The sequence below is a fragment of the Pseudomonas sp. FP215 genome (assembly GCF_030687795.1).
GTDB lineage: Bacteria > Pseudomonadota > Gammaproteobacteria > Pseudomonadales > Pseudomonadaceae > Aquipseudomonas > Aquipseudomonas salmasensis.
Genome location: NZ_CP117447.1, coordinates 5,143,307 through 5,155,605 on the forward strand (window position 1 = coordinate 5,143,307; position 12,299 = coordinate 5,155,605).

A 12,299-nucleotide genomic window follows, 5' to 3' on the forward strand; every position below is an offset into this window, starting at 1 on the left:
TTACGAACCGATGTAGCTGGTTTTCACCACGGTGTAGAACTCTTGCGCATAGCGACCTTGCTCACGCGAACCGTAGGATGAACCCTTACGGCCACCAAATGGAACGTGGTAATCCACCCCCGCCGTCGGCAGGTTGACCATCACCATCCCAGCCTGGGAGTGGCGCTTGAAGTGGTTGGCATACTTGAGCGAGGTGGTGGCGATGCCCGCCGACAAGCCGAACTCGGTGTCGTTGGCCATGGCCAGCGCCGCCTCGTAGTCGGCCACGCGCACCACGTTGGCCACCGGGCCGAAGATCTCTTCACGGCTGATGCGCATCGCCGCTTCACTGTCAGCAAACAGTGTGGGCGCCAGGTAAAAGCCTTCGGTGTCACAGGTCACCAGGCCGCCACCGCTCACCAGCCGGGCGCCTTCGCTCTGGCCGATGTCGATGTATTTCATGTCCTGATCCAACTGGGCCTGAGATACCACCGGGCCAATGTCGGTGCCGCTATTCAATGCGTGGCCGACCTTGATCGACTTCATGCGCTCGGCCATGGCGGCGACAAACTGGTCGTGAATTCCGGCAGTAACAATCAAGCGGCTCGACGCGGTGCAACGTTGACCGGTGGAGTAGAACGCACTCTGTACCGACAGCTCGACCGCCTGCTTGAGGTCGGCATCGTCGAGGATGATTTGCGGGTTCTTGCCACCCATTTCCAACTGCACCTTGGCCTGGCGCGAGACACAGCTGACGGCGATCTGACGCCCAACGCCCACAGACCCGGTGAAACTGATGCCATCGACTTTCGGGCTGTTGACCAGCACGTCACCGACCACACGGCCACTGCCCATCACCAGGTTGAACACACCGGCAGGGAAACCGGCGCGAGAGATGATTTCCGCCAAGGCCCAGGCACAGCCCGGCACCAGTTCGGCAGGCTTGATCACCACGCAGTTGCCGTAGGCCAGGGCCGGGGCGATTTTCCACGCGGGGATGGCAATCGGGAAGTTCCACGGGGTGATCAGGCCCACCACACCGAGGGCTTCACGGGTCACTTCAACGTTGACGCCCGGACGCACCGACGGCACGTAATCGCCCGACAGGCGCAGGCATTCACCGGCGAAGAACTTGAAGATATTGCCGGCGCGGGTCACTTCACCAATGGCTTCAGGCAGGGTCTTGCCCTCTTCTCGGGCCAGCAAGGTGCCGAGTTCTTCACGACGGGCGAGGATTTCGCTGCCAACTTTATCCAGCGCATCGTGACGCGCCTGGATACCGGAGGTGGACCACGCCGGGAACGCGGCGCGGGCAGCGTCGATGGCCGCGTTGACTTGGGCCACGTCCGCTTTGGCATATTCGCCAATGGCGTCGGACACATCCGACGGGTTGATGTTGGTGCAGTAGTCGGCGCCGGTTACCCATTCACCATTGATGTAGTTCTCAAAACGCTTTGCTTGGGACACGAATCTTCTCCTGACGCAAAAGGCCGCTGATTGCTCAGCGGCCTTGTGGATAATTTATTGCGCGCCTTGCTTGTCGATCAGCGCAGCGAGGGCTTCGTACTCTTCCGGCAGCAGGTCGGTCAGTGGCGTACGCACAGGGCCGGCGTCATAACCCACGATTTTCGCACCGGCCTTGACGATGCTCACCGCGTAACCGGCCTTGCGGTTACGGATATCCAGGTACGGCAGGAAGAAGTCGTCGATGATCTTGCCGACAGTGGCGTGATCTTCGCGGGCAATGGCGTGGTAGAAATCCATCGCCGTCTTGGGGATGAAGTTGAACACCGCCGAGGAGTACACCGGCACGCCCAGGGCCTTGTAGGCCGCGGCGTAAACCTCAGCAGTCGGCAAACCACCCAGGTAGCTGAAACGGTCGCCCAGGCGACGGCGGATCGACACCATCAACTCGATATCACCCAAGCCATCCTTGTAGCCGATCAGGTTCGGGCAGCGTTCGGCCAGTTGCTCCAGCAATGGTGCGGTCAGGCGGCAGACATTGCGGTTGTACACCACCACGCCGATCTTGACCGACTTGCACACCGCTTCAACGTGGGCGGCAACCCCGTCCTGGCTGGCTTCGGTGAGGTAGTGCGGCAGCAGCAGCAACCCTTTGGCGCCGAGGCGTTCGGCCTCTTGAGCGTACTCGATGGCTTGGCGGGTGGCACCGCCCACACCGGCCAGGATCGGCACGCTGGACGCGCAGGTATCCACGGCGGTTTTCACCACCTGGGAATATTCGCTGGCCGCCAGGGAGAAAAACTCACCTGTGCCACCCGCGGCGAACAAGGCGCTGGCGCCATAAGGGGCCAGCCATTCCAGGCGCTTGATGTAACCCGCCTGGTGGAAATCACCCTGGGCGTTGAAATCGGTCACCGGGAAAGACAGCAGACCGTGGGAGAGGATGGACTTCAGTTCTTGTGGATTCATTATTCGAACACCCTGGGCGAAGACTTTCTTACGAAAGGTTGTTGTTGGTTTTGATGATGTCGTACGTCATCGTACAACTATAAATAAATTCGTCAACTGCAATTCATCCGGTGTAATCCGGCGAAGGCTTAAGACGCGGCTCTTGACGTAGGAAATTTCTCACCTATGATTCAGTTAACTGTATATACATACAGTTATTAAGGAAGATTCCCACGACATAGCAAGGAGCTAACATGTCAGGTCTTGAACTCGCAGCACCCGAAAAAACTCCGCCAACCCTGCGCTTCGAAGGCGGTGAACACACCGCCATCGGCGATGACACCCTGCTTCGCTTCAGCAAGGACGCCCCGGCCATCCCTGCGCGCCAAGTCGAACTGCACCTGCCCAACGGGCTCGCGCTGACCTATGGCCAGGTGATCGCCCTGGGCGGCGACTTCTATGGCATCCCCGGCCAACCGATCAGCGATGGCAGCTCCCCGGCCGAGCGCGTGCAACGCTTCACCGCGGCCTTCAACTCCCTGGCCGTGTTGCCCGCTTCACGGCAAGAAGCGCAGAAGATCCTGGCGGTGATGCAAAAGGAGATCAACGCCGTCAACCAGGCGATCAAGGAAGGCAAACAGCCGCACGAAGCCTACGACGCCCTGGGTGATACGTTGTCCGAGGAGTGGAACCGCATCACCGGCGGCGGCAGCGCTGTTTCGGCCCTCGTGCCACTGGGCCGCTACCTGAAACTGGCAGCGGACAACGCAGACCACTTCGGTGAGTGGGCCTTGTCCGCCTACATGGCCGGCCATACGGCAGCACTGCAACAAGCAGTGGTGGCCCACCAGACCGGCACCGACCAGGCCCTGGAATTGGCCTACGCCATGAACAGCTTTGCCGATCACTTTTTGACCGACCTGTTTTCCGCCGGCCACCTGCGGGTACCGCGCAAACAACTGGCGGCAGTGGTGACGCCAGGAGAACTCGGCTCGCTGATCAGCCGCTTCATGCACGATGAAGACAGTAAATTCGGGCTCAAGGTGCGCAATGCCATGGGCGCTCAGTGGCATGCCTACGGCGACAAGCGTTACTTCGACAGCATCGACGCCGACAATCGCGTGCAGGTCAAAGGGGCCGTACAGGCCTCGGCAGATGAAATCTTCGAAACCTTCATCAGCGGCATCGCACCCTCCCCGGCCGAGTTCAAGGCACCGCTGTATGTGCCCGACCTGAACGCCGCGCAAAACCCGGCAAATAACTTCTCGCCGCTGTTCAAGATGGAGGGGGACAAGGTGCTGCGGCGCAAGGACGTCAACGATTTGAACGACAAGCACTGGACCAATGATTGGTGGGGGTGGAGTACGTACTTGCTGCTTAAGGACTACAAGCCAAACCAACCCGCCAACTAACGGCTGGCATGATCGTTCCCACGCTCTGCGTGGGAATACAGCCTGTGACGCTCCGCGTCACCCTGCGTAGGGCTTGAAAATCCACGCGCATCGGGACGCGGAGCGTCCATAGAGGCGTTACCACGCGGAGCGTGGGAACGATCAGCCCCGCTGCGCCTCTGCCTCTTCATGGGCATGACGCAGCCGCTCACGGCTGTTGGTCAAATGCAGGCGCATGGCCGCACGTGCCGCATCCGAATCCTGGCGGGCAATCGCCTCATAGATTTCTTCGTGTTCGCGGCTCAAGCGGCTCATGTAATGCTGTTGATCATCATGGGCCAAACGGGCCGAATTCAGGCGAGTACGCGGAATGATGCTGGTGCCCAGGTGGGTCATGATGTCCGTGAAGTAGCGGTTGCCAGTAGACAGCGCAATTTCCAGATGAAAGGCAAAATCCGACGCCACCGCATCGCCAGCGTGGGCCGCACTTTCATTCAAGGCATCGAGGGCCGCACGCATGGCCGCCAACTGCTCATCGCTGCGACGCAAGGCCGCAAGACCCGCAGACTCCACTTCCAGGCTGATACGCAACTCCAGAATCGCCAGCACATCACGCAAGGTCACCACAGTGGCCGGGTCTATGCGAAAACCGCTGGGGCTTGGCGTGTCCAGCACGAAGGTGCCGATACCGTGGCGAGTCTCAACCTGCCCTGCCGCCTGCAACCGCGAGATGGCTTCACGCACCACGGTACGGCTGACGCCATGGGCGTCCATGATCGCCGACTCGGTGGGCAACTTGTCGCCGCGTTTGAGCTGGCCATCGCGGATCTGCTCGGACAACACCGTGACCAATTCCTGGGCAAGGCTGCGGCGCTTGCGGGGAAGACGTGGGGCGGCGCTGGCGTTTTCCATGATGAACCATCTTTCTCGACGAACTAAAGACCGCATCATAGCCCATGGTGGTTGTACGATCACCGTTCTGGCGCGACTTTCATCCATATCCTTCACGCAAAAAAAATGCCCCGACAGATGTCGAGGCATTTTCTAGATGGGTCTGTAAGCGAAATCCGCTTACTTCACCACTTTCAAGCTTGGCCGACCGCTAGGGCGCGGCGGCTCGGCATCCGGTGGCGGTACATCATCACCGTCTTCGCCTTCGATCGTTTCGTCATCCTCTAAAGGCGACTCCAGATCGAACACCATGCCCTGGCCATTTTCCCGGGCGTAGATCCCGAGGATGGCACCGATGGGCACGAACAGCGTATGGGGCACACCGCCGAAACGCCCTTCGAAGCTCACCGCTTCGTTGTCCATGTGCAGGTGGCGCACGGCACTGGGCGATACGTTCAGCACAATTTGCCCGTCACTGGCAAAACCCTGGGGTACCTGAACCGCAGGAAATTCGGAATTGACCAGCATGTGCGGGGTGCAATCGTTGTCCACAATCCACTCATAGAGCGCGCGGACCAGGTAAGGTCGACTGGAGTTCATCAACGGCTCCTTAAGCCTTAGCGCATATCGCGTTCGGCGCCAGACAGACTTGCCTGGAAAGCCTCACGCGCAAACTGGCGCTCCATGTAATCAAGCAACGGCTTGGCCGGCCGTGGCAGTTCAATGCCCAGAATCGGCAAGCGCCAGAGTATGGGTAATAGGCAGCAATCCACCAAGCTTTGTTCCTCACTGAGGAAAAAAGGTTTATCGGCGAACAACGGCGAAACGCCGGTCAGGCTCTCGCGCAATTCCTTGCGCGCCTGTACACGAGCGGCTTCTTTGGAACGCGAATCCAGGATCACATCCACCAACCCGCACCAGTCACGCTGGATCCGATGGATCAGCAGGCGGCTGTTGGCACGCGCCACCGGGTACACCGGCAGCAAAGGCGGATGAGGGTAACGCTCATCCAGGTATTCCATCACCACGGTCGACTCCCACAACGCCAGGTCACGATCGACCAGGGTGGGCAAGCTGCCGTAAGGGTTCACTTCGATCAGCTTCGGCGGCTGACGGCCCGCCTCCACACTGATGATCTCGGCGCTGACACCCTTCTCTGCGAGCACGATGCGTACTCGGTGGGAATAGTGGTCGGCGGGGTCGGAGTAACAGGCCAACCGGTTGGTCACGCCCATGGCGGTCCTCCTCGCTTGTTGAAATTATCGAAAGCTCAAAAACGAGCGCGCCCAGAAAGCATCCCTGTAACGACCGGTTCAAACCGGCGCTACGTGTTCAGAGATGCCGCTGGGCGCGCAAGATTAACAGCAATTGCTTACGGTTGGATCAATGCACATCCTTCCAGTATTCACGCTTGAGCAAATAAGCGAATACGAAGAAGAAAGCCAGGTACAGCAAGACGTAGGTACCGATGCGCTGATGCTGCAGTTTGACCGGGTTGGCCGAGTAGGCCAGGAAGGTCACCAGGTTCTTGACCTTCTCGTCGAACTGCTCTTCGTTCAGCGTACCGGTCTTGGGCACGATGGTCAGTTGATCGCACGCTTCATGGGTCAGCGGCGTGCCGGTCAGCGGATCATATTGCTTCTTGCCGTCTTCAACGACCTGAACCTGCTTGCATCCTACCACCTGGCGCCCCTGCAGGCCGACCAGAACGTTCGGCATGCCGACGTTCGGGAAGACTTTGTTGTTCACGCCATAGGGGCGCGCAGGATCTTCGTAGAAGGATTTGAGGTAACCGTAGAGCCAGTCGGTACCGCGTACACGGGCCACCAGGGTCAGGTCGGGCGGTGCAGCGCCGAACCAGGTCTTGGCGTCGGCCGGTTGCATGCCGATATTCATGTGGTCGCCGATCTTGGCGCCGGTGAACACCGCGTGGCTGAGCATCACTTCATGGGGAATGCCCAGGTCATCGGCAACGCGCTCGTAGCGTTGGAACTTGGCGCTGTGGCACCCCATGCAGTAGTTGGTGAATGTACGCAGCCCATCCTGCATGGCGGCTTTGTCAGACACATCGATATCGACTTTTTCCAGCTCCGCGCCATGCTCGGCAGCGAAGGACAGTAGCGGCAGCGCCGCAAGCACGAATGCAACGATTAATTTTTTCATCAGCCAGTCACCCTTTCCGGAACCGGTTTGGTCTTCTCGAGCCGGGTATAGAACGGCATCAGAATAAAGTAGGCGAAGTACAGGAAGGTGCAGACCTGCGACAGCAACGTCCGCTCAGGGGTAGGTGCCAATACACCCAGTACACCCAGGATCACGAACGAAATGCAGAACACCCACAGCCAGATCTTGCTCAGCCAGCCTTTGTAGCGCATCGACTTGACCGGGCTACGGTCGAGCCACGGCAGCACGAACAACACCGCGATGGCCGCGCCCATGGCGATCACGCCCATGAGTTTGTCGGGAATTGCGCGCAAAATCGCGTAGAACGGCGTGAAGTACCAGACCGGGGCAATGTGCTCAGGTGTCTTGAAGGCGTTGGCCTGTTCGAAGTTAGGCTTCTCCAGGAAATAACCGCCCATCTCCGGGAAAAAGAACACGATCGAGCAGAACACGAACAGGAACACGACCACGCCGACAATGTCTTTCACGGTGTAGTACGGGTGGAACGGAATGCCATCCAGCGGGATGCCGTTCTCGTCCTTGTGCTTCTTGATGTCCACGCCATCCGGGTTGTTGGAACCCACTTCGTGCAGCGCCAGGATGTGCAGTACCACCAGGCCCAGGATCACGATCGGCAAGGCCACCACGTGCAAGGCGAAGAAGCGGTTCAGGGTGATACCGGAGATCAGGTAGTCACCACGAATCCACTGGGTGAGGTCGTTGCCGATCACCGGGATCGCGCCGAACAGCGAGATGATCACCTGGGCGCCCCAGTACGACATCTGGCCCCAAGGCAGCAGGTAGCCCATGAACGCTTCGGCCATCAGCGCCAGGTAGATCAACATGCCGAAGACCCACACCAGCTCGCGGGGCTTCTGGTACGAGCCGTAGAGCAGGCCGCGGAACATGTGCAGGTAGACGACAATAAAGAACGCCGACGCGCCGGTGGAGTGCAGCAGGCGAAGGATCGAGCCGTACTCGACGTCACGCATGATGTATTCGACAGAGGCAAAGGCCTCTTCCGCCGACGGCGTGTAGCTCATCGTCAACCACACGCCAGTGACGATCTGATTGACCAGCACCAACAGGGCCAGGGAGCCGAAGAAGTAGAAGAAGTTGAAGTTTTTCGGCGCGTAATATTTGCTGAGATGGTCTTCCCACATTTTAGTGGCGGGGAAGCGCGCATCCACCCAATCCATGAACTTGCTCATCACGCGTTCTCCTTGTCGAGGCCAATGACAATGATGTCGTCAGATTCGTAATTGTGAGGAGGAACCGGCAGGTTCAGGGGCGCGGGCTGGGATTTGTAAACGCGGCCAGCGAGGTCATAGTGGGAACCGTGGCACGGGCAGAAATAACCGCCGACCCAGTCTTTGCCCAAATCGACAGGCGCCACTTCCGGGCGGAAGGTAGGTGAGCAACCCAGGTGGGTACACAGACCAACCAGCAGCAGAATCTCTGGCTTGATCGAACGCGCTTCGTTCTTGGCGTAGGCGGGCTGGTCGGACTTTTCGGATGTCGGGTCAGATAACTGGCCTTCGATCTTCTTCAGATTCCCCAGGATTTCCTCGGTACGACGAACAATGAAAACCGGCTGGCCGCGCCACTCAGCAATCATCTGCTGGCCTGGCTCGATCTTGCTGACATTCACCTTCACCGGTGCACCTGCGGCTTTCGCCTTGGCACTGGGAAACCATGACCCCACGAACGGGACCGCAGCCCCCACCGCTCCTGCAGCACCCACCACGGATGTGGCTGCTACCAAGAAGCGACGCCGGCCTGCATTCACGCCGTCATTGCTCATTCAGTCCTCTCCCATCAGCTTTTTGGCCTGTTAAATCAGGCGTCTACTAAGTGTTGAATCTTTACTTATAAAAATTTTGACGGATGGTAATGAAAAGCCCCACGTATGACAAGGGAATTGCCCGGAGCTCCGCCTCCAGGCCTTGTAGTATAGGGGGTCTACGGATGTGGCAAGTTGTCACGGCGAAAAATGTGCATAAATCGCAGGCAATAAAAAACGCCCAGCTCCGTAAGGAGGCTGGGCGTTTTTGTGGAACGTAAAGCGAATTAACGCTTCGAGTACTGCGGACGCTTACGCGCTTTACGCAGACCGACTTTCTTACGTTCAACTTCACGAGCATCGCGAGTCACGAAGCCAGCTTTGCGCAGAGCGCCACGCAGGGTTTCGTCGTACTGCATCAGAGCGCGAGTGATACCGTGGCGGATTGCGCCAGCTTGACCACTTACACCGCCACCGATAACGGTGACGTAGATGTCGAACTTTTCAACGGTCTCGGTCAATTCCAGCGGCTGACGAACTACCATGCGGGCAGTTTCGCGACCGAAGAAGTTGTCCAGGGAGCGGTTGTTGATCGAGATGTTACCAGTGCCCGGACGCAGGAAAACGCGTGCGGTTGCGGTTTTGCGACGGCCAGTGCCGTAATTTTGAGTCGCCGACATAATGAACTATTCCGTTAAAACTTCAGTTCTTGGGGCTGCTGAGCAGCATGAGGGTGTACAGCGCCCGCATAGACTTTCAGCTTGCGAAACATATCGCGACCCAGTGGGCCCTTAGGCAGCATGCCTTTGACCGCGATTTCGATCGGGGCTTCAGGCTTCTTGGCAATCAGGCCTTCGAAGTTGGAAGACTTGATACCGCCTGGGAAACCGGAGTGACGGTAGTACATTTTGTCGCTTGCTTTGTTGCCGGTTACACGAACCTGCTCAGCGTTGATGATGACGATGTAGTCGCCGGTATCAACGTGCGGGGTGTATTCAGGCTTGTGCTTGCCACGCAGACGGCTGGCGACTTCAGTGGCCAGACGACCCAGGGTCTGACCAGCGGCGTCGACGACAAACCAGTCGCGCTGAACTGTTTCCGGTTTTGCAGTAAAAGTTGTCATTCTTTAATAGCCTCAGGGGCCGCCTGTAAATTTAGACGGCGGATCTTACTGAATAGTGCGTACTTTGACAAGGTCAAAGGCAGCCGGATACAGACGCTATCGGGGGCTCGGGTCGGCGCGTCCGTTCAACGGCAAGATTCTTCGGCAGGCGGCGCATCACTTCCACTGCAGAAAGAGGTGGGCAATTATGCAGATTGCGAAAAAAAATTCAACCTGCTTTTATGATTGTTTTCCCCGAAGGAGTACCCGATGGATTACCGACAGCTGGGCCGCACCGATCTGAATGTCAGCGCGATCGCGTTGGGCACCATGACCTGGGGCGAGCAAAACAGCGAGGCAGAGGCCTTCGCGCAGATCGAACGGGCCAAGGCCGCGGGGATCAACTTCCTCGACACCGCAGAAATGTACCCGGTACCGCCCAAGGCCGACACCTACGCCACCACCGAACGCTACATCGGCAACTACTTCAAAAGCCGTGGCGACCGCGCCGACTGGGTGCTTGCCAGCAAGATCGCCGGCCCCGGCAACACCATCGACTATATCCGTGATGGCCACCTGCGCCACAACCGCAAGCACATTGGCGCAGCCCTGGACGCCAGCCTCAAGCGCCTGCAGACCGACTGGATCGACCTCTACCAACTGCATTGGCCGGAGCGCAGCACCAACTTCTTCGGCCAGTTGAGCTACAAGCACAAGGACGAAGACGACCTCACCCCACTGGAGGAAACGCTCGAAGCCCTGGACGAACAAGTGAAGGCCGGCAAGATCCGTCACATTGGCCTGTCCAACGAAACGCCGTGGGGCACCATGAAATTCCTCGCCCTGGCCGAAGCCCGTGGCTGGCCGCGCGCCGTGTCGATCCAGAACCCTTACAACCTGCTCAACCGCAGCTTTGAAGTGGGCCTGGCGGAGGTTGCCATTCGTGAACAGTGCGGCTTGCTGGCCTATTCGCCTTTGGCGTTCGGCATGCTCAGTGGCAAGTACGAGAATGGCGCACGCCCGGCCAAGGCGCGCCTGACTGAATACAGCCGCTTCAGCCGTTACTTCAACCCGCAGTCGGAAGCGGCGTGCAGCCGGTATGTGGCTCTTGCGCGGGAACATGGCCTGGACCCGGCGCAGATGGCGCTGGCGTTTGTGACGCAGCAGCCGTTTGTGACCAGCAATATTATTGGGGCTACTTCACTGGAACAACTGGACAGCAACATCGCCAGTGCCGATCTGAAATTGTCCAAAGAAGTGTTGGAAGGGATTGAGGCGATTCAGAAGGATCATCCGAATCCAGCGCCTTGATTGTCGCGCACTGATCGTTCCCACGCTCTGCGTGGGATGCCGCCTTGGACGCTCTGCGTCCGCTCTCAGAGTCGTGACGCGGAGCGTCACATGAGGCGTTCCCACGCGGAGCGTGGGAACGATCCATCAAAGCGCCCGCGCAATGATCTCCTTCATGATCTCATTGGTCCCCGCATAAATGCGCTGCACCCGCGCATCCGCCCAGGCCCGGGCAATCGGGTATTCCCACATGAAGCCGTAACCGCCATGCAACTGCACGCACTCATCGAGCACCTTGCATTGCAGGTCTGTGGCCCAGTACTTGGCCATCGCTGCGGTAGGCACGTCCAGCTTGCCTTCCAGGTGCATAGCCATGCACTTGTCCACAAAAACACGGCCAATCTGAATCTCGGTAGCCATCTCCGCCAGCTTGAACCGGGTGTTCTGAAAATCGGCAATCGCCTTGCCGAACGCCTTGCGCTCACGGGTGTACTCAAGGGTCCACTGCAACGCCGCTTCGGCTGAAGACAGCGCGCCAATCGCCACGGTCAGGCGTTCTTGCGGTAACTCTTGCATCAGGTAGGCAAAGCCCATGCCCGCCTGGCCCAGCAGGTTTTCCTTGGGCACGCGCACATCCTGGAAGAACAACTCCGAGGTGTCCTGGGCCTTCATGCCGACTTTCTCCAGGCGCTTGCCCTTGTCGAAGCCCGGCGTATCGGCTTCCACCAAGAACAGGCTGGTGCCCTTGGCGCCGGCCTTGGGGTCGGTCTTGGCAACGACGATCACCAGATCGGCCAGGTAGCCATTGGTGATAAAGGTCTTGGAGCCGTTGATCACGTACTCATCACCATCCAAAACCGCTGTGGTCTTGACGCCCTGCAGGTCGGAACCAGCGCCCGGCTCGGTCATGGCAATGGCCGTGACCATTTCCCCAGAGATCAATTTGGGCAGGTACTTGTGCTTCAGTGCTTCACTGCCGTAATGCAGGATGTACGGCGCGACAATATCCGAATGCAGGGAAAAGCCGATGCCGGTCAAACCCAGGCGGCTGACCTCTTCGATCACCACAGCGCTGTAGACAAAATCCGCGCCCAGGCCGCCGTATTCCTCTGGCAGGTGGGAACACAACATGCCCGCCTCCCCCGCCTGGTTCCACAGGTTACGGTCGATATAGCCCTGCTTTTCCCACTGCCCATGAAAGGGCACGGCGTGTTTTTCGAGGAAGGTGCGCACGCTCTCACGGAAGAGTTCGTGCTCCGAACTGAACAAGGTTCTGGGGATCATGGGT

General features: G+C 58.8%; 13 protein-coding genes. 2 read left to right on the plus strand and 11 right to left on the minus strand.

Translation table 11 applies throughout. The features are described from left to right. Positions 1 to 1,446 carry an aldehyde dehydrogenase family protein gene (locus PSH76_RS23300; protein WP_305492993.1) on the minus strand — a complete coding sequence of 482 codons (1,446 nt, stop codon included), beginning with the start codon at positions 1,444 to 1,446 and terminating at the stop codon, positions 1 to 3. Positions 1,447 to 1,500: 54 nt separating this feature from the next. After that, positions 1,501 to 2,412 (minus strand): 5-dehydro-4-deoxyglucarate dehydratase, encoded by a 912-nt coding sequence (gene kdgD, locus PSH76_RS23305; protein WP_032893575.1) that lies wholly within the window; start codon positions 2,410 to 2,412, stop codon positions 1,501 to 1,503. Between the two features lie 233 nt (positions 2,413 to 2,645). Between kdgD and PSH76_RS23310 the strand changes: the two genes are divergently transcribed. Beyond that, positions 2,646 to 3,803, plus strand: coding sequence for a phospholipase (locus PSH76_RS23310; protein WP_305492994.1), 1,158 nt, complete (start codon positions 2,646 to 2,648; stop codon positions 3,801 to 3,803). A gap of 141 nt (positions 3,804 to 3,944) precedes the next feature. Here the strand turns inward: PSH76_RS23310 and PSH76_RS23315 are convergent, their stop codons facing one another. The 8 genes from PSH76_RS23315 to rplM form a co-directional block, all read right to left on the minus strand. Beyond that, positions 3,945 to 4,694: a FadR/GntR family transcriptional regulator gene (locus tag PSH76_RS23315; RefSeq protein WP_003188534.1), complete on the minus strand. Its 750-nt coding sequence runs from the start codon at positions 4,692 to 4,694 to the stop codon at positions 3,945 to 3,947. A 159-nt stretch (positions 4,695 to 4,853) separates the two neighbouring features. Then, a complete protein-coding gene (locus PSH76_RS23320) occupies positions 4,854 to 5,273 on the minus strand; it encodes a ClpXP protease specificity-enhancing factor (RefSeq protein WP_003188531.1) in 420 nt (139 codons plus the stop codon). A gap of 17 nt (positions 5,274 to 5,290) precedes the next feature. After that, positions 5,291 to 5,908: a glutathione S-transferase N-terminal domain-containing protein gene (locus PSH76_RS23325; protein ID WP_003188529.1), complete on the minus strand. Its 618-nt coding sequence runs from the start codon at positions 5,906 to 5,908 to the stop codon at positions 5,291 to 5,293. Positions 5,909 to 6,056: 148 nt separating this feature from the next. Next, the gene (locus tag PSH76_RS23330; RefSeq protein ID WP_032893579.1) at positions 6,057 to 6,836 is read right to left on the minus strand and encodes a cytochrome c1; all 780 of its coding nucleotides are present in this window, start codon (positions 6,834 to 6,836) and stop codon (positions 6,057 to 6,059) included. Continuing rightward, a complete protein-coding gene (locus tag PSH76_RS23335) occupies positions 6,836 to 8,047 on the minus strand; it encodes a cytochrome bc complex cytochrome b subunit (protein WP_003188526.1) in 1,212 nt (403 codons plus the stop codon). The genes PSH76_RS23330 and PSH76_RS23335 overlap by 1 nt, the downstream gene beginning before the upstream one ends. After that, the gene (petA, locus tag PSH76_RS23340) at positions 8,047 to 8,640 is read right to left on the minus strand and encodes a ubiquinol-cytochrome c reductase iron-sulfur subunit (protein WP_003188524.1); all 594 of its coding nucleotides are present in this window, start codon (positions 8,638 to 8,640) and stop codon (positions 8,047 to 8,049) included. The genes PSH76_RS23335 and petA overlap by 1 nt, the downstream gene beginning before the upstream one ends. Before the next feature lie 266 nt (positions 8,641 to 8,906). Further along, positions 8,907 to 9,299, minus strand: a complete 393-nt coding sequence (rpsI, locus tag PSH76_RS23345) for a 30S ribosomal protein S9 (protein ID WP_002555064.1) — start codon at positions 9,297 to 9,299, stop codon at positions 8,907 to 8,909. Between the two features lie 14 nt (positions 9,300 to 9,313). Further along, entirely contained in the window at positions 9,314 to 9,742 is a 429-nt protein-coding gene (rplM, locus tag PSH76_RS23350) for a 50S ribosomal protein L13 (protein ID WP_003188508.1), read from the minus strand. Between the two features lie 249 nt (positions 9,743 to 9,991). On the opposite strand from rplM, the gene PSH76_RS23355 reads away from it, so the two are divergent. Further along, on the plus strand, positions 9,992 to 11,032 hold the full coding sequence (locus tag PSH76_RS23355; RefSeq protein WP_032893580.1) for an NADP(H)-dependent aldo-keto reductase: 1,041 nt from the start codon (positions 9,992 to 9,994) through the stop codon (positions 11,030 to 11,032). 126 nt (positions 11,033 to 11,158) lie between these two features. Here the strand turns inward: PSH76_RS23355 and PSH76_RS23360 are convergent, their stop codons facing one another. Next, a complete protein-coding gene (locus PSH76_RS23360; protein ID WP_305492995.1) occupies positions 11,159 to 12,295 on the minus strand; it encodes an acyl-CoA dehydrogenase family protein in 1,137 nt (378 codons plus the stop codon). Between the last annotated feature and the right edge of the window lie 4 nt (positions 12,296 to 12,299).